Genomic DNA, 17,653 nt, shown 5'->3' with positions numbered 1-17,653 from the left:
ACAAAAATGCTCAAAGTATCAATACAATTTTGCGGATTAAGCAACAATGAAAGCAACCTCTGAGGAACTGGCGATCTTTGTCGCCGTCGTTGAGAGCGGCAGCTTTAGCCGCGCCGCCGAACAGCTCGGTCAGGCCAATTCAGCCGTCAGTCGGTCGGTAAAAAAGCTGGAGATGAAGCTGGGCGTCAGCCTTCTGAACCGGACGACCCGCCAGCTAAGCCTGACAGAAGAAGGCGAACGTTATTTCCGTCGCGTGCAGTCTATCCTGCAGGAGATGGCGGCGGCAGAAACAGAGATTATGGAAACCCGGAGCACGCCGCGCGGCCTGTTGCGTATCGACGCCGCCACCCCCGTGGTGCTCCATTTTCTGATGCCTTTAATTAAACCTTTCCGCGAGCGTTATCCGGAAATGTCGCTGTCTCTGGTCTCATCAGAAACCTTTATTAACCTGATTGAGCGCAAGGTGGATGTGGCGATCCGCGCCGGGACGCTGACCGACTCCAGTCTGCGGGCACGCCCGCTGTTCACCAGTTATCGCAAAATCATCGCCTCTCCGGCCTATATTGCCCGTTTCGGCAAGCCTGAGACGATTGAGGAGCTCAAGCAGCATCTGTGCCTGGGCTTTACGGAGCCGGTTTCCCTTAACACCTGGCCCCTTGCCTGCCGGGACGGCCAGCTTCATGAAGTGGTGAGCGGGTTATCCTCGAACAGCGGCGAGACGCTCAAGCAGTTATGCCTTGAAGGGAACGGGATTGCCTGTCTTTCGGATTATATGATTGATAAAGAGATTGCCAGGGGGGAGTTGGTGGAGCTGATGGCGGATAAGCGCCTGCCGGTTGAGATGCCCTTCAGCGCGGTCTATTACAGTGACAGAGCGGTAAGTACCCGCATCAGGGCCTTTATCGACTTTCTGAGCGAGCATGTAAAACAGCTCCCGAAGGAGCTGTAAGAGGGTTTTGGGTACAGAGGCAGGGTTAAATTAATCCCAGTTCGGCGCCAGCCCTTCCGGGCTCACCAGGCGATCGTTGCAATCCAGTGCCGCAATCGCTTTTTTATCATCCTGATCCAGCGTCAGATCCTGTGCCAGCAGGTTGCTCGCCAGGTTTTCACGTTTGGTTGAAGAAGGGATCACCGCATATCCCTCCCCCATCGCCCACGCCAGGATAACCTGCGCGGCAGTGGCGTTATGTTTGGCAGCGATACGCAGAATGGTTTCATCTTTTAGCGCTTTGCCGTAAGCCAGCGTCATATAAGAGGTGATATGTATGTCGTGCTGCTGCGCCCACTCCACTACCTGACGGTTCTGCAGATAAGGGGAAAGTTCGATCTGATTGGTCGCGATATTTTCTGCGCCAACAGCCGCAATCGCCTTTTCCATCAACGGGATAGTGAAGTTAGAAATCCCAATCTCACGCGTCAGCCCCTGGGATTTAGCTTCCAGCAACGCCTGCATAAACTCTTCAACTGACACGGTGTCGTTTGGCGATGGCCAGTGGATCAAGGTCAGATCGACATAATCGGTGCGCAGCTTTTTCAGGCTCTCTTTCAGGCTTGGAATTAATTTCTCTTTGCTGAGGTTCTCAATCCAGATTTTGGTGGTGATAAAAAGTTCGTCGCGCGGCACGCCGCTCTCTTCGATGGCCTGGCCGACCGCAGCTTCGTTATCATAGATCTGCGCGGTATCAACCGCGCGATAGCCCAGTTCGAGGGCAGTTTTAACGGATGCGATGACAACGTCGTCTTTAAGGCGGAAAGTGCCGAGACCAAATGCAGGGATAGTCATTGAATTCCTCTTTTCTTCATCATGTTTGTTAATAAAGAGGATTATTACTGCTGAGGCTATGTGAAAAAAGAGCGTATTAAGCAGAGGATTTTTGCGTTTATAGCAATAATCAAACGACAGGTAAGAAAAAAGCCCTGAGCGTTAGCTCAGGGCTTCCAATAGGTGGCGGAACGGACGGGACTCGAACCCGCGACCCCCTGCGTGACAGGCAGGTATTCTAACCGACTGAACTACCGCTCCACCGAATACTTCTGTAACCACCGGATTAACGCCCCGGTTCACTACGTAATTTGATGCCTGGCAGTTCCCTACTCTCGCATGGGGAGACCCCACACTACCATCGGCGCTACGGCGTTTCACTTCTGAGTTCGGCATGGGGTCAGGTGGGACCACCGCGCTACAGCCGCCAGGCAAATTCTGTTGTTCACCCCGCCCTCAGGCGTGATGAGTAATCTGTAATCAGCTGAAAATCGTCTTTCAAATCCGCCGAAACAGCTTCGGCGTTGTAAGGTTAAGCCTCACGGTTCATTAGTATCGGTTAGCTCAACGCATCGCTGCGCTTACACACCCGACCTATCAACGTCGTCGTCTTCAACGTTCCTTCAGGACCCTTAAAGGGTCAGGGAGAACTCATCTCGGGGCAAGTTTCGTGCTTAGATGCTTTCAGCACTTATCTTTTCCGCATTTAGCTACCGGGCAGTGCCATTGGCATGACAACCCGAACACCAGTGATGCGTCCACTCCGGTCCTCTCGTACTAGGAGCAGCCCCCCTCAATTCTCCAGCGCCCACGGCAGATAGGGACCGAACTGTCTCACGACGTTCTAAACCCAGCTCGCGTACCACTTTAAACGGCGAACAGCCGTACCCTTGGGACCTACTTCAGCCCCAGGATGTGATGAGCCGACATCGAGGTGCCAAACACCGCCGTCGATATGAACTCTTGGGCGGTATCAGCCTGTTATCCCCGGAGTACCTTTTATCCGTTGAGCGATGGCCCTTCCATACAGAACCACCGGATCACTATGACCTGCTTTCGCACCTGCTCGAGCCGTCACTCTCGCAGTCAAGCTAGCTTATGCCATTGCACTAACCTCCTGATGTCCGACCAGGATTAGCTAACCTTCGTGCTCCTCCGTTACTCTTTAGGAGGAGACCGCCCCAGTCAAACTACCCACCAGACACTGTCCGCAACCCGGATTACGGGTCCACGTTAGAACACCAGCCATTAAAGGGTGGTATTTCAAGGTTGGCTCCACGCAGACTGGCGTCCACGCTTCAAAGCCTCCCACCTATCCTACACATCAAGGACCAGTGTTCAGTGTCAAGCTATAGTAAAGGTTCACGGGGTCTTTCCGTCTTGCCGCGGGTACACTGCATCTTCACAGCGATTTCAATTTCACTGAGTCTCGGGTGGAGACAGCCTGGCCATCATTACGCCATTCGTGCAGGTCGGAACTTACCCGACAAGGAATTTCGCTACCTTAGGACCGTTATAGTTACGGCCGCCGTTTACCGGGGCTTCGATCAAGAGCTTCGCGTTGCCGCTAACCCCATCAATTAACCTTCCGGCACCGGGCAGGCGTCACACCGTATACGTCCACTTTCGTGTTTGCACAGTGCTGTGTTTTTAATAAACAGTTGCAGCCAGCTGGTATCTTCGACTGATTTCAGCTCCACGAGCAAGTCGCTTCACTTACCATCAGCGTGCCTTCTCCCGAAGTTACGGCACCATTTTGCCTAGTTCCTTCACCCGAGTTCTCTCAAGCGCCTTGGTATTCTCTACCTGACCACCTGTGTCGGTTTGGGGTACGATTTGATGTTACCTGATGCTTAGAGGCTTTTCCTGGAAGCAGGGCATTTGTTGCTTCAGCACCGTAGTGCCTCGTCATCACACCTCAGCGTTAGTAAGGTTCCGGATTTACCTGGAACCTCCGCCTACATGCTTAAACCGGGACAACCGTCGCCCGGCCAACATAGCCTTCTCCGTCCCCCCTTCGCAGTAACACCGAGTACAGGAATATTAACCTGTTTCCCATCGACTACGCCTTTCGGCCTCGCCTTAGGGGTCGACTCACCCTGCCCCGATTAACGTTGGACAGGAACCCTTGGTCTTCCGGCGAGCGGGTTTTTCACCCGCTTTATCGTTACTTATGTCAGCATTCGCACTTCTGATACCTCCAGCAGACCTCACAGTCCACCTTCAACGGCTTACAGAACGCTCCCCTACCCAACAACACATAGTGTCGCTGCCGCAGCTTCGGTGCATGGTTTAGCCCCGTTACATCTTCCGCGCAGGCCGACTCGACCAGTGAGCTATTACGCTTTCTTTAAATGATGGCTGCTTCTAAGCCAACATCCTGGCTGTCTGTGCCTTCCCACATCGTTTCCCACTTAACCATGACTTTGGGACCTTAGCTGGCGGTCTGGGTTGTTTCCCTCTTCACGACGGACGTTAGCACCCGCCGTGTGTCTCCCGTGATAACATTCTCCGGTATTCGCAGTTTGCATCGGGTTGGTAAGCCGGGATGGCCCCCTAGCCGAAACAGTGCTCTACCCCCGGAGATGAATTCACGAGGCGCTACCTAAATAGCTTTCGGGGAGAACCAGCTATCTCCCGGTTTGATTGGCCTTTCACCCCCAGCCACAAGTCATCCGCTAATTTTTCAACATTAGTCGGTTCGGTCCTCCAGTTAGTGTTACCCAACCTTCAACCTGCCCATGGCTAGATCACCGGGTTTCGGGTCTATACCCTGCAACTTAACGCCCAGTTAAGACTCGGTTTCCCTTCGGCTCCCCTATACGGTTAACCTTGCTACAGAATATAAGTCGCTGACCCATTATACAAAAGGTACGCAGTCACCTGACGAATCAGGCTCCCACTGCTTGTACGTACACGGTTTCAGGTTCTTTTTCACTCCCCTCGCCGGGGTTCTTTTCGCCTTTCCCTCACGGTACTGGTTCACTATCGGTCAGTCAGGAGTATTTAGCCTTGGAGGATGGTCCCCCCATATTCAGACAGGATACCACGTGTCCCGCCCTACTCTTCGAGTTCACAGCAAGTGTATCTTCGTGTACGGGAGTATCACCCTGTACCCTGCGACTTTCCAGACGCTTCCACTGACACACATGCTGATTCAGACTCTGGGCTGCTCCCCGTTCGCTCGCCGCTACTGGGGGAATCTCGGTTGATTTCTTTTCCTCAGGGTACTTAGATGTTTCAGTTCCCCTGGTTCGCTTCGTTAAGCTATGTATTCACTTAACGATAGTGTGACGAATCACACTGGGTTTCCCCATTCGGAAATCGTCGGCTATAACGGTTCATATCACCTTACCGACGCTTATCGCAGATTAGCACGTCCTTCATCGCCTCTGACTGCCTAGGCATCCACCGTGTACGCTTAGTCGCTTAACCTCACAACCCGAAGCTGTTTCACTTCTGATTGCGAAAATTTGAGAGACTCGAACACACCTACCATCTGCTCTTATTACGGAGAGCAGACACAGTGTGTCGTTTCAATTTTCAGCTTGATCCAGATTTTTAAAGAGCAAAACTTCGCAGCGCACCTTCGCAGGTACACTCTGAAGTTTTTGTGTTGTCGCAGTAAAGGATGGTGGAGCTATGCGGGATCGAACCGCAGACCTCCTGCGTGCAAGGCAGGCGCTCTCCCAGCTGAGCTATAACCCCATCGCAAAATGCTAATCTCTGTACCGCTCATCCTTACAAGAAGGAGTTTGGTAGGCCTGAGTGGACTTGAACCACCGACCTCACCCTTATCAGGGGTGCGCTCTAACCACCTGAGCTACAAGCCTGCAGAGATTTTTTACTGCTTACTTTTCATCAGACAATCTGTGTGAGCACTGCAAAGGCAGGTTCTTTAAGGTAAGGAGGTGATCCAACCGCAGGTTCCCCTACGGTTACCTTGTTACGACTTCACCCCAGTCATGAATCACAAAGTGGTAAGCGCCCTCCCGAAGGTTAAGCTACCTACTTCTTTTGCAACCCACTCCCATGGTGTGACGGGCGGTGTGTACAAGGCCCGGGAACGTATTCACCGTAGCATTCTGATCTACGATTACTAGCGATTCCGACTTCATGGAGTCGAGTTGCAGACTCCAATCCGGACTACGACGCACTTTATGAGGTCCGCTTGCTCTCGCGAGGTCGCTTCTCTTTGTATGCGCCATTGTAGCACGTGTGTAGCCCTACTCGTAAGGGCCATGATGACTTGACGTCATCCCCACCTTCCTCCAGTTTATCACTGGCAGTCTCCTTTGAGTTCCCGGCCTAACCGCTGGCAACAAAGGATAAGGGTTGCGCTCGTTGCGGGACTTAACCCAACATTTCACAACACGAGCTGACGACAGCCATGCAGCACCTGTCTCAGAGTTCCCGAAGGCACCAAAGCATCTCTGCTAAGTTCTCTGGATGTCAAGAGTAGGTAAGGTTCTTCGCGTTGCATCGAATTAAACCACATGCTCCACCGCTTGTGCGGGCCCCCGTCAATTCATTTGAGTTTTAACCTTGCGGCCGTACTCCCCAGGCGGTCGACTTAACGCGTTAGCTCCGGAAGCCACTCCTCAAGGGAACAACCTCCAAGTCGACATCGTTTACGGCGTGGACTACCAGGGTATCTAATCCTGTTTGCTCCCCACGCTTTCGCACCTGAGCGTCAGTCTTTGTCCAGGGGGCCGCCTTCGCCACCGGTATTCCTCCAGATCTCTACGCATTTCACCGCTACACCTGGAATTCTACCCCCCTCTACAAGACTCTAGCCTGCCAGTTTCGAATGCAGTTCCCAGGTTGAGCCCGGGGATTTCACATCCGACTTGACAGACCGCCTGCGTGCGCTTTACGCCCAGTAATTCCGATTAACGCTTGCACCCTCCGTATTACCGCGGCTGCTGGCACGGAGTTAGCCGGTGCTTCTTCTGCGAGTAACGTCAATCACCAAGGTTATTAACCTTAATGCCTTCCTCCTCGCTGAAAGTACTTTACAACCCGAAGGCCTTCTTCATACACGCGGCATGGCTGCATCAGGCTTGCGCCCATTGTGCAATATTCCCCACTGCTGCCTCCCGTAGGAGTCTGGACCGTGTCTCAGTTCCAGTGTGGCTGGTCATCCTCTCAGACCAGCTAGGGATCGTCGCCTAGGTGAGCCATTACCCCACCTACTAGCTAATCCCATCTGGGCACATCTGATGGCAAGAGGCCCGAAGGTCCCCCTCTTTGGTCTTGCGACGTTATGCGGTATTAGCTACCGTTTCCAGTAGTTATCCCCCTCCATCAGGCAGTTTCCCAGACATTACTCACCCGTCCGCCACTCGTCACCCGAGAGCAAGCTCTCTGTGCTACCGTTCGACTTGCATGTGTTAGGCCTGCCGCCAGCGTTCAATCTGAGCCATGATCAAACTCTTCAATTTAAGTTTGATGCTCGTGAATTAAACTTCGTAATGAATTACGTATGTTCACTCAGAGACTTTGGTATTCATTTAGTGTCCGAAGACATTAAGAATCCATGTCACTTTGAGTGCCCACACAGATTGTCTGATAAATTGTTAAAGAGCAGTGCAACGCGGCTTTCGCTCACCGTTGCGAGGTGGCGTATATTACGCTTTCCTCTTTCAGAGTCAAGCGTTTATTTTCGCTTTTCTCTTCAACCGACCCGGCTGTTTGTGTGAAGTGATTCACATCTGCCGTGTCGATGGAGGCGCATTATAGGGAGTTCTCTGGCAGTGACAAGCGGAAAACGACAATTTTATTTCAACCGCTCACCTTTTCGCCACAACGTCTATTTTTGCTGCTTTTTGATGGTTTCCGGCAGCGCCGCCAGGCTATTAATCACCCAATCCGCTGCATTTTCTGCTTCTGGCGTGACGGGTTTACCAGTACGCACCAGAATTTTATGGCCTATACCTGCCGCGGCAGCTGCCTGCATATCTTCCAGTTTGTCGCCCACCATATATGAAGCACTCATATCTATATGAAGGAACTCTTGTGCCGAGATGAGCATGCCCGGATGCGGTTTACGGCAATCACAGGTCTGACGATACTCTTCTACGGTTCCCTGCGGGTGATGAGGACAATAATAGATGCCGTCCAGGTCAACGCCACGATCGGCCAGTGACCAGTCCATCCATTCGGTTAATGTCTCAAACTGTGCTTCAGTGAATTTACCGCGCGCGATGCCTGACTGGTTGGTTACTACCACCAGCGCAAAACCCATCTCTTTTAATTCACGCATGGCATCGATAACGCCATCGATGAATTCAAATTCGTCTATCTCATGCACGTAGCCATGATCGACATTAATCGTGCCATCACGATCGAGAAAAATTGCGGGTACTGATTTTGCCACCGGTTTGCTCCTGAAAAGGGATGTCCGGCTAGTATCTCATGAATCACCGAGCAATAAAGTGCTCATCGCGCAGAGTTGGATTGATTTAGACGTCTGGATGCCTTAACATCCGTTTTGTTGACGGTCATCGCCCGTACAAGGCAGCAGAAAATGCCACGGCTAACTTACATACGATAAAAATAATCTAATGATTAAACTTTCGAATATCACCAAAGTGTTCCAGCAAGGGAACCGAACCATTCAGGCGTTGAACAACGTTAGCCTGCATGTTCCGGCTGGACAAATTTATGGCGTCATTGGCGCCTCCGGTGCAGGTAAAAGTACGCTCATCCGTTGCGTTAACCTGCTCGAACGCCCGACTCAAGGTCAGGTACAGGTTGACGGCCAGGAGCTGACAACCCTTTCCGAAACGGATTTAACCAAAGCGCGCCGCCAGATTGGCATGATCTTCCAGCACTTTAACCTGCTCTCTTCACGCACCGTGTTTGGCAACGTCGCCCTGCCGCTGGAGCTGGACAATACGCCAAAAGACGAAATCAAACGTCGCGTCACCGAGTTGCTGGATCTGGTTGGCCTGAGCGATAAGCATGATATCTACCCGGCAAACTTATCCGGCGGCCAGAAACAGCGCGTGGCCATTGCGCGTGCGCTGGCAAGCAACCCAAAAGTGTTGCTCTGTGACGAAGCCACCAGCGCTCTGGATCCTGCAACCACCCGCTCAATTCTGGAACTGCTGAAAGACATTAACCGTCGCCTGGGGCTGACCATCCTCCTTATTACGCACGAGATGGACGTGGTTAAACGCATCTGCGATTGCGTCGCGGTGATCAGCAACGGTGAACTGATTGAACAAGACTCCGTCAGCGAAGTGTTCTCGCATCCTAAAACCCCGCTGGCGCAACAGTTTATCCAGGCCACCCTGCATCTGGACATTCCGGAAGATTATCTGGCGCGTCTGAAAACGCAGCCGGAAGCCGACAGCGTTCCGATGCTGCGAATGGAGTTTACCGGCAAATCAGTGGATGCTCCGCTGCTGTCTGAAACCGCCCGTCGTTTCAACGTGAACAACAACATTATTAGTGCGCAGATGGATTACGCCGGTGGCGTGAAGTTCGGCATCATGCTGACCGAAATGCACGGCACGCAGCAGGATACGCAGGCTGCTATCGCCTGGCTGCAAGAGCATCATGTAAAAGTAGAGGTACTGGGTTATGTCTGAGCCAATGATGTGGTTGCTGGTACGCGGCGTATGGGAAACGCTGGCGATGACCTTCGTATCCGGCTTTTTCGGTTTTGTGATTGGTCTGCCGGTGGGCGTCCTGCTGTATGTTACCCGTCCGGGGCAAATTATTGAGAACGCAAAACTGTATCGCACGCTCTCTGCGCTGGTGAACATCTTCCGTTCGATTCCCTTCATTATTCTGCTGGTGTGGATGATTCCCTTCACCCGCGTTATTGTGGGGACCTCCATCGGTCTGCAGGCGGCGATTGTTCCCCTGACCGTAGGCGCTGCTCCGTTTATCGCCCGTATGGTCGAGAACGCGCTGTTAGAGATCCCGTCGGGTCTGATTGAAGCGTCACGCGCCATGGGTGCAACGCCCATGCAGATCGTTCGCAAAATCTTACTGCCAGAAGCCCTGCCGGGTCTGGTCAATGCGGCAACCATCACGCTGATTACTCTGGTGGGTTACTCAGCGATGGGCGGTGCTGTAGGTGCAGGCGGTCTGGGTCAGATCGGTTATCAGTATGGCTACATTGGCTACAATGCTACCGTGATGAATACCGTACTGGTCCTGCTGGTTGTGCTGGTTTATCTCATTCAACTCTCTGGCGATCGCATCGTCCGGGCTGTTACGCACAAATAACGTTACACAATACAAACTCGACGAGTTAAGGATAAGAACATGGCGTTTAAATTGAAGACCTTTGCTGCGGTAGGCGCGCTGATCGGCTCTCTGGCACTGGTAGGCTGCGGCCAGGATGAAAAAGATCCAAACCATATCAAAGTGGGCGTTATCGTCGGTGCGGAACAGCAGGTTGCAGAGACGGCAGCCAAAGTGGCGAAAGAGAAGTATGGCCTCGACGTTGAGCTGGTGACCTTCAACGATTACGTTCTGCCGAACGAAGCGCTGAGCAAAGGCGATATCGATGCTAACGCCTTCCAGCACAAACCGTACCTCGATCAGCAGATCAAAGATCGTGGCTATAAGCTGGTTGCGGCCGGACACACCTTCGTTTACCCAATCGCGGGCTACTCCAAGAAAATTAAATCTTTAGAGGAGCTGCAGGACGGTTCTCAGGTTGCAGTCCCGAACGACCCAACCAACCTTGGCCGTTCTCTGCTGCTGCTGCAGAAAGTGGGTCTGATTAAACTGAAAGACGGTGTTGGCCTGCTGCCGACCGTTCTGGACGTGACTGAAAACCCAAAAAATCTGAAAATTGTTGAGCTGGAAGCTCCACAGCTGCCACGCTCTCTGGACGATGCGCAGATCGCCCTGGCGGTTATCAACACCACTTACGCCAGCCAGATCAACCTGACCCCAGCCAAAGACGGCATCTTCGTTGAAGATAAAGAGTCCCCGTACGTTAACCTGATCGTTACCCGCGAAGACAACAAAGACGCGGAAAACGTGAAGAAATTCGTACAGGCTTACCAGTCTGACGAAGTTTACCAGGAAGCCAACAAAGTCTTTAACGGCGGCGCAGTTAAAGGCTGGTAATCTGACCTTTGTGTAATATCATTCATGACGGGCGAAAGCCCGTCTTGTCATTTATGCAGGCAACTGATTCAATATCTGACGATTTGATTATTCATAGAGGAAATATTATGCGTGCTTTACCGATCTGTCTTTTAGCACTGATGCTGAGCGGCTGTTCTATGCTAAGCAGATCTCCTGTTGAACCTGTTAAAAGCACAGCAACCCCGCCTAAAGTGGAGCCTGAAAAGCCAAAAGCGCCCCGCCCTGCCCCGGTCAGAATCTATACCAGTGCTGAAGCCTTAGTGGGTAAACCGTTCCGCGATCTGGGTGAAGTCTCCGGCGAATCTTGCCAGGCCAGCAATCAGGACTCTCCTCCGAATATCCCAACTGCGCGTAAACGCATGCAGGTCAATGCCTCGAAAATGAAGGCCAATGCGGTTCTGCTGCACAGCTGTGAAGTGACCAGCGGCACGCCAGGCTGCTACCGCCAGGCCGTTTGCGTGGGTTCTGCCCTTAACGTCTCGGCAAAATGAGTGCATTCCAGTTCGAGCAGGTAGGCGTTATCCGCTCGCCCTATAAAGAGAAGTTTGCTGTCCCCCGCCAGCCCGGGCTGGTAAAAAGCGGTGGCGGCGAACTTCACTTGATCGCGCCTTATAATCAGGCCGATGCCGTACGCGGACTGGAGGCCTTTAGCCACCTGTGGGTACTGTTTATCTTTCACCAGACCATGGCAGGCGGCTGGCGACCGACCGTGCGCCCGCCTCGTCTCGGCGGTAACGCCAGGATGGGTGTCTTTGCCACGCGCTCGACCTTCCGTCCGAATCCTGTCGGCATGTCGCTCGTTGAGCTGAAAGGCATTCGCTGTCAGAAGGATCAGGTGATCCTCGAGCTGGGCAGTCTGGATCTGGTCGACGGCACGCCGGTGGTGGATATCAAACCCTACCTGCCCTTTGCCGAAGCCTTACCGGATGCGCGTGCCAGCTATGCCCAGCAGGCACCGCAGGCAGATATGCCCGTCTACTTTACCGATGAGCTGGCCCCCCGGTTAATCCAGCTTGAAAAACGCTACCCTCGTCTGCGGGATTTTATCGTCGAAGTGCTGGCACAGGACCCTCGCCCTGCCTATCGCAAAGAAGAAGAGGCCGGGAAAACCTACGCCGTTCTGCTGCTGGATTTTAATGTTCGCTGGCGCGTCACGGCGGCAGGCTTCGAAGTGTTTGCCCTCGAGCCGCAGTAATTTTATTCTCTTCTCTTTTGGCATCATTGCCACACTGGTAAACTAAACCACTTTTTTTGTGTCAGGCTGCCGGTCAGCCTGTTCCAATCGTCGAAATGGAACCGTAACAACATGCGTACTAGCCAATACCTGCTCTCCACACTGAAGGAGACACCTGCCGACGCCGAAGTTATCAGCCACCAGCTGATGCTGCGCGCCGGGATGATCCGTAAGCTGGCCTCCGGGTTGTATACCTGGTTGCCGACCGGCCTGCGCGTCCTGAGAAAAGTCGAGAACATCGTGCGTGAAGAGATGGATAACGCCGGTGCCATTGAGGTGTCCATGCCTGTTGTTCAGCCCGCTGACCTGTGGGCGGAGAGCGGCCGTTGGGAGCAGTACGGTCCCGAGCTGCTGCGTTTTGTTGACCGCGGCGAGCGTCCGTTTGTTCTGGGTCCGACGCATGAAGAAGTGATCACCGACCTGATCCGTAACGAGCTGAGCTCTTACAAGCAGCTGCCGCTGAACTTCTATCAGATCCAGACCAAATTCCGTGACGAAGTGCGTCCACGTTTTGGCGTGATGCGCTCCCGCGAGTTCCTGATGAAGGATGCGTACTCCTTCCATACCTCACAGGAATCTCTTCAAGAGACCTATGACAAGATGTACGACGCGTACAGCAAAATCTTCACCCGTATGGGTCTGGATTTCCGTGCTGTGCAGGCCGATACCGGTTCCATCGGCGGTAGCGCATCTCATGAATTCCAGGTACTGGCGCAGAGCGGCGAAGACGATGTGATCTTCTCTGATACCTCTGACTACGCGGCGAACATCGAGTTTGCTGAAGCGCTGGCACCAACAGCGCCACGCGCGGCAGCCACTGAAGCGATGACCCAGGTTGATACGCCGAATGCCAAAACCATCGCCGAGCTGGTTGAGCAGTTCAATCTGCCGGTTGAAAAAACCGTGAAAACCCTGCTGGTGAAAGCGGTTGAAGGCAGCAGCTATCCGCTGGTTGCCCTGCTGGTTCGTGGCGATCACGAGCTGAACGAAGTGAAAGCAGAAAAACTGCCGCAGGTTGCCAGCCCGCTGACCTTCGCGACCGAAGCGGAAATCCGTGCGGTGGTGAATGCAGGTCCTGGTTCCCTCGGCCCGGTCAATATGCCGATCCCGGTAGTGATTGACCGTACCGTTGCGGCGATGAGCGATTTCGCTGCCGGTGCTAACGTGGATGGTAAGCACTTCTTTGGCATCAACTGGGATCGCGATGTTGCAATGCCAGAAGTGGCCGATATCCGTAATGTGGTCGCAGGCGATCCGAGCCCGGATGGCCAGGGCGTGCTGCAGATCAAACGCGGTATCGAAGTGGGTCACATCTTCCAGCTGGGCACCAAGTACTCCCAGGCGCTGAACGCATCAGTGCAGGGCGAAGATGGTCGTAATCAGATCCTGACCATGGGTTGCTACGGTATCGGGGTAACACGCGTGGTGGCTGCGGCGATTGAGCAGAACCACGACGAGCGCGGTATCGTCTGGCCGGACAACATTGCGCCGTTCCAGGTGGCGATCCTACCGATGAATATGCACAAGTCCTACCGCGTGCAGGAGCTGGCCGAGAAGCTCTACAGCGAGCTGCGTGCGCAGGGTATCGAAGTGCTGATGGACGATCGTAAAGAGCGTCCGGGCGTGATGTTTGCCGATATGGAACTGATCGGTATTCCACACACCGTGGTCATTGGCGATCGCAACCTCGACAACGACGAGATCGAATATAAATATCGTCGTAACGGTGAGAAGCAGATGATTAAAACCGGTGACGTGCTTGATTACCTGGTGAAAGCCATCAAGGGCTAAGCCACAAAAAACCCCGCTCCGGCGGGGTTTTTTATTTCAGCTATTTGCTGTCGCAATTCTTACCCGCTTCAAACCTGGCCTTCCGGTCCGGCACCAGCGTTTTCACTCTCTCCCCACTATCCGGGTTGGCTTCCAGCGTAAAGTGGCCGTCAACCGTCAGCAGTACCGGTTTAGTATCATTCCCGCGCGCCGCCGCATAATCCCGTTCCAACTGGGCGTTATTCGCCACGCTCACCTTTTTGCCGGTGGCGCAGTCGGTGAAGATCGCTGCATCAGCCATATAGAAATACATGCCGCGCATCGCCATTGGTGTCGCGGGCAGCGCGGCGGTGACCGGTGCCAGCGTGTAGTTAAACTGCGACGCTATAGGGTTGCCCTGTGTATCGAGCATCTCCAGCCCTTCGCCTTTGGCGCGGAAATAGCGCTTTTCGCCCGCCGTATCCGTCAACACCAGCTTATCGGCGGTACGGGCCCAGGTACCATAGCTGGCAAACGAGGAAGGTGCTTTGGCGCCCTGGTAGTGCTGGTTCATCACCCAGGTGCCATCTTTCTCCAGAAACAGCGAGGTTTCGATACCTTCGCAATCGGCGCAGGGTAAGACGCCACGCCAGCTCTGCTGCATCGGTTTTAACGCTTCGGCCTGGGCATGGGTCGGCTCCATGACCTGCATCTCTGCACGGTTATGACATCCCATCAAAACGAACAGCGTGCTTACTGCCACCACTGAAAATATCGCTGTTTTCACTCTCTATTCCTTATCCTATTCCGACTGTCGCCCGTTAATCCTGCGGGCGTCGGACTTTGCCACGCAGCGCCTTAACGGACGATTTCTGTGATTTCGAAGCCAGCCGGCGCTCTTTCGAGGCGCGGGTCGGGCGGGTGGCCCGACGGCTTTTTTGTACTACCGTTAATTCCTGGATCAGCGCCACCAGCCGGGCCAGCGCCGCCTCCCGGTTCATCTCCTGGCTGCGGTACTCCTGAGCCTTGATGATAATCACCCCTTCGCTGGTGATCAGATGATGGCTGGCGGCCAGCAGGCGTTCTTTATAGTACTCTGGCAGGCTGGATGCCCGAATGTCAAAGCGCAGATGAATGGCCGTTGAGGTTTTATTCACATGCTGGCCGCCCGCGCCCTGTGCGCGGATCGCGGTGATCTCCACTTCATTATCAGGAAGGGTGACAGTTCGGGACAGAACAATCATGAGCGGGACTGCCAGGCTTCAGGATGGATTTCCAGATTATTCTCAGCATCCGATAACCAGATAGCGCCATCCTGAATCGTCGCCTGCAGGATCATGGTCCGCCCGGCAAAAGCACTCAGCGCAGAAAGCTGTTCATCATTCAGATACCAGACCGAGAGGTTATTGAATTGTGAGCATTTATTCTTGTTCTGCTGCCACCATATCTCTGCGGCGCGACTGTTATAGGTGAAGAGCGCCACTTCGGCAGACTGGGTGCAGGCTTTCTTAATGCGGCGCTCATCCGGCAGCCCGAGTTCGATCCACAGATCGATGCCCAGATGATCGTTGAGCAGCCAGGCTTCCGGCTCGTCTTCGGCACTTAATCCGCGGGTAAACTGCAGCCGCTCGTTGGCGTACTTAATCCATGCCAGCAGGCGCAGCATCATGCGCTCCTGCGTTTCTGATGGATGACGCGCCAGCGTCAGGGTCGCATCCAGAAACTGATTGCGGTCTAAATCCGCCACATTGACCGCGGCTTTGTAAATTGTCGCTTTAAGCGCCATGAGAGAACTCCTTTCGAATCAGGTGCGCATTGTAGCGAAATCTCCGCCAAAAGGCTGTTACAGGCTCGCGAATCTCTGCGACATCAACCTGCTGATATTGCTTAAATGAGTATGGTATAGTCACCTTGCTAAACCGGGTTTATGCTCGTAGGCTTAATTGTATCTCACAGTAAAGTCAGTGCGCTGGCAGGAGGGGATGTGAATAATTATTGTGAGTTAATTCGCAAACGGTATGCGGAAATTGCCAGCGGCGATCTGGGGTACGTCCCTGATGCGTTGGGCTGTGTATTGAAAGTTCTGAATGAAATGGCGTCGGATGACACGCTTTCAGAATCGGTCAGAGAAAAAGCAGCATATGCTGCTGCGAATTTACTGGTGAGCGATTATGTCAATGAATGAAACGTATCAACCCATCAATTGCGATGACTATGACAACCTCGAACTCGCCTGCCAGCATCATCTGGTTCTGACGCTGGCGTTAAAAGATGGCGAAGTCCTGAAGGCTAAGGCGAACGATCTGGTATCCCGTAAAAATGTGGAGTACCTGGTGGTCGAGGATGGCGGCGCAACGCGTGAACTCCGTCTCGATAAAATCGCCAGCTTCAGTCATCCCGAAATCGGCACCGTCGTGGTGAGCGAGTCCTGATCATCCGCTGTAACGGGCAGCCCGCTGTCCGTTACGCTTTCCACTCCAGCTGTACGCCCGTCTCCGTATCCGCCGTGCCTTCCAGTGTTACAAATACCCCCGCAGCCGCGACCAGCGTTTCGCCGTAAAACAGCAGCGGAGTGGTATCCCGACGCCAGGGGGCAACATTAAGCTCCTGCCAGATTTTTTTGATCTTACGTCCACCGTTTCGCCCGACAATGTGCAGCACTCCGCTGGCCTGGAAGCGTACCGTCACCGGCTCATCGCCCCGGGGCAGACGAAGATTGCCGCCAGCACTAAGATGAAGCGTGCCCAATCCTTCCGGCAGTAGCAGGGGCTTTTCTAAGGAGGGCCAGTCGATAATCCGATCGGCCAGCGAGGCGTGGCTTTTTACCCACCACAGTTGCCCCTTAAAGCGCCTGATCTCTCCCTCGCCGGAACGCAGTCGCGGTGTCGCATCCTCCCGGGCCAGCGCCACTTCGTCCCAGAGCCGGGTGAGCATGGCGCGGGACGGCATTAAGGCTCCGTGCGCCGCCAGCCATCTTCGCAGCAGCGCCGCCCGACGCACCGCACTCATCGCCTCCAGCGGCGCGATAGCCAGCGCCCCGTCGTCGGAAACCAGGGCCGACAGCTCATCTGCCAGCAGCTCATCAAGCAGCTGCTCCTGCTCCGCGCACAGCGTGGCGCTGCGAGAGGTGGCCTGGGCAAAATGCGGCCAGCGTTGTGCCAGCAGGGGGACTACGCGCAGACGCAGGAAATTGCGGTCATAGCTGTCGTCCTGGTTACTTTCATCCTCTAACCAGCGCAACCCGTGAGCCTGCGCCCAGCGCAGGAGGGATTCACGCGTCTCGTCGAGCAGGGGACGGATCTGTTCGGTATCAGCAAAACGCCCCCGCACGGGCATAGCCGACAGTCCCGCCGGGCCGCTGCCGCGCTTGAGCGCCAGCAGAAAAGTTTCACACTGATCGTCCAGGTGTTGTGCCGTGACCAGCGCTTCACCGGGTAGAAGCGCCTCCCGAAAGGCAGCATAACGCGCCTTACGCGCCTGCGCTTCCAGCCCCAACCCCTCTTCCGCCAGCGTCACTCGCGCCACGATCAGCGGAATAGCCCATTCGTGACAGAGGCGTTCGCAATGCGCGACCCAGCTGTCAGCGTGCGGGCTCAGACCGTGATGAACATGGATAGCCCGTAGTTCGAGACCGGGCGCCTGCTCACGCAAGTGCATCAACTGATGCAGCAAAACCGTGGAATCCAGGCCACCGCTAAATCCCACCAGCAGTCGGCGGTACGGGTGAAGGGCTTGCTGAAGATCGGCTGTGGTCATGGTCGTCATCTGTGCAGGAAGATGCCCGGCAC

14 protein-coding genes, 3 tRNA genes, 3 rRNA genes and 1 pseudogene are annotated in these 17,653 nt (G+C 54.2%); 9 read left to right on the top strand and 12 right to left on the bottom strand.

Annotation, left to right across the window (positions count from 1 at the left end; all coding sequences use genetic code 11):
- Positions 1–46 precede the first annotated feature (46 nt).
- A pseudogene (yafC, locus tag SOM40_RS04205) lies at positions 47–978 on the top strand (DNA-binding transcriptional regulator YafC).
- 1 nt (position 979) lies between these two features.
- Here yafC and dkgB read toward each other — a convergent pair.
- From dkgB to gmhB, 8 genes are all read right to left on the bottom strand, one after another.
- Positions 980–1,783, bottom strand: a complete 804-nt coding sequence (gene dkgB / locus SOM40_RS04200; protein WP_106996016.1) for a 2,5-didehydrogluconate reductase DkgB — start codon at positions 1,781–1,783, stop codon at positions 980–982.
- Between the two features lie 163 nt (positions 1,784–1,946).
- A tRNA-Asp gene (locus tag SOM40_RS04195) sits at positions 1,947–2,023 on the bottom strand.
- A 55-nt stretch (positions 2,024–2,078) separates the two neighbouring features.
- Positions 2,079–2,194 (bottom strand): 5S ribosomal RNA (gene rrf / locus SOM40_RS04190).
- A 96-nt stretch (positions 2,195–2,290) separates the two neighbouring features.
- Positions 2,291–5,197: ribosomal RNA gene (locus SOM40_RS04185) — 23S ribosomal RNA — on the bottom strand.
- A 197-nt stretch (positions 5,198–5,394) separates the two neighbouring features.
- Positions 5,395–5,470: transfer RNA gene (locus SOM40_RS04180), tRNA-Ala, on the bottom strand.
- Between the two features lie 48 nt (positions 5,471–5,518).
- Positions 5,519–5,595 (bottom strand) — tRNA-Ile (locus SOM40_RS04175).
- Positions 5,596–5,666: 71 nt separating this feature from the next.
- Positions 5,667–7,206, bottom strand: a 16S ribosomal RNA gene (locus tag SOM40_RS04170).
- Together the 16S, 23S and 5S rRNA genes with 3 tRNA genes alongside form the textbook arrangement of a ribosomal RNA operon.
- Before the next feature lie 368 nt (positions 7,207–7,574).
- On the bottom strand, positions 7,575–8,141 hold the full coding sequence (gene gmhB / locus SOM40_RS04165; RefSeq protein WP_166181641.1) for a D-glycero-beta-D-manno-heptose 1,7-bisphosphate 7-phosphatase: 567 nt from the start codon (positions 8,139–8,141) through the stop codon (positions 7,575–7,577).
- 187 nt (positions 8,142–8,328) lie between these two features.
- On the opposite strand from gmhB, the gene metN reads away from it, so the two are divergent.
- The 6 genes from metN to proS all read left to right on the top strand — a co-directional run bounded on the left by metN (position 8,329) and on the right by proS (position 13,907).
- Positions 8,329–9,360 (top strand): methionine ABC transporter ATP-binding protein MetN, encoded by a 1,032-nt coding sequence (metN, locus tag SOM40_RS04160; protein ID WP_106994322.1) that lies wholly within the window; start codon positions 8,329–8,331, stop codon positions 9,358–9,360.
- On the top strand, positions 9,353–10,006 hold the full coding sequence (locus SOM40_RS04155; RefSeq protein WP_106994321.1) for a methionine ABC transporter permease MetI: 654 nt from the start codon (positions 9,353–9,355) through the stop codon (positions 10,004–10,006). Before metN ends, SOM40_RS04155 begins: the two co-directional genes overlap by 8 nt.
- 39 nt (positions 10,007–10,045) lie before the next feature.
- Complete coding sequence (metQ, locus tag SOM40_RS04150; RefSeq protein WP_106994320.1) at positions 10,046–10,861, top strand: methionine ABC transporter substrate-binding lipoprotein MetQ; 816 nt, start codon at positions 10,046–10,048, stop codon at positions 10,859–10,861.
- Positions 10,862–10,968: 107 nt separating this feature from the next.
- A complete protein-coding gene (gene rcsF, locus SOM40_RS04145; protein ID WP_106994319.1) occupies positions 10,969–11,373 on the top strand; it encodes an envelope stress sensor lipoprotein RcsF in 405 nt (134 codons plus the stop codon).
- The gene (gene tsaA, locus SOM40_RS04140) at positions 11,370–12,077 is read left to right on the top strand and encodes a tRNA (N6-threonylcarbamoyladenosine(37)-N6)-methyltransferase TrmO (RefSeq protein WP_225759546.1); all 708 of its coding nucleotides are present in this window, start codon (positions 11,370–11,372) and stop codon (positions 12,075–12,077) included. Before rcsF ends, tsaA begins: the two co-directional genes overlap by 4 nt.
- Positions 12,078–12,188: 111 nt before the next feature.
- On the top strand, positions 12,189–13,907 hold the full coding sequence (gene proS, locus SOM40_RS04135; protein ID WP_166181639.1) for a proline--tRNA ligase: 1,719 nt from the start codon (positions 12,189–12,191) through the stop codon (positions 13,905–13,907).
- A 40-nt stretch (positions 13,908–13,947) separates the two neighbouring features.
- Here the strand turns inward: proS and nlpE are convergent, their stop codons facing one another.
- The 3 genes from nlpE to SOM40_RS04120 form a co-directional block, all read right to left on the bottom strand.
- Positions 13,948–14,601: an envelope stress response activation lipoprotein NlpE gene (nlpE, locus tag SOM40_RS04130; RefSeq protein ID WP_501050837.1), complete on the bottom strand. Its 654-nt coding sequence runs from the start codon at positions 14,599–14,601 to the stop codon at positions 13,948–13,950.
- Positions 14,602–14,686: 85 nt separating this feature from the next.
- On the bottom strand, positions 14,687–15,109 hold the full coding sequence (gene arfB / locus SOM40_RS04125; RefSeq protein WP_106994315.1) for an alternative ribosome rescue aminoacyl-tRNA hydrolase ArfB: 423 nt from the start codon (positions 15,107–15,109) through the stop codon (positions 14,687–14,689).
- Entirely contained in the window at positions 15,106–15,651 is a 546-nt protein-coding gene (locus SOM40_RS04120) for a YaeQ family protein (protein ID WP_106994314.1), read from the bottom strand. Before SOM40_RS04120 ends, arfB begins: the two co-directional genes overlap by 4 nt.
- 198 nt (positions 15,652–15,849) lie before the next feature.
- On the opposite strand from SOM40_RS04120, the gene SOM40_RS04115 reads away from it, so the two are divergent.
- Complete coding sequence (locus tag SOM40_RS04115) at positions 15,850–16,050, top strand: YaeP family protein (protein ID WP_039030293.1); 201 nt, start codon at positions 15,850–15,852, stop codon at positions 16,048–16,050.
- A complete protein-coding gene (rof, locus tag SOM40_RS04110; protein WP_059308693.1) occupies positions 16,037–16,297 on the top strand; it encodes a Rho-binding antiterminator in 261 nt (86 codons plus the stop codon). Before SOM40_RS04115 ends, rof begins: the two co-directional genes overlap by 14 nt.
- Positions 16,298–16,328: 31 nt before the next feature.
- On the opposite strand, the gene tilS is transcribed toward rof, so the two are convergent.
- Positions 16,329–17,621 (bottom strand): tRNA lysidine(34) synthetase TilS, encoded by a 1,293-nt coding sequence (gene tilS, locus SOM40_RS04105; RefSeq protein WP_320530004.1) that lies wholly within the window; start codon positions 17,619–17,621, stop codon positions 16,329–16,331.
- Positions 17,622–17,653 lie beyond the last annotated feature (32 nt).

This window comes from Leclercia sp. CFBP8987 (assembly GCF_034044995.2).
In the GTDB taxonomy this organism is placed as follows: domain Bacteria; phylum Pseudomonadota; class Gammaproteobacteria; order Enterobacterales; family Enterobacteriaceae; genus Enterobacter; species Enterobacter tamurae.
This window is presented reverse-complemented; position numbering and strand designations above follow the sequence as displayed.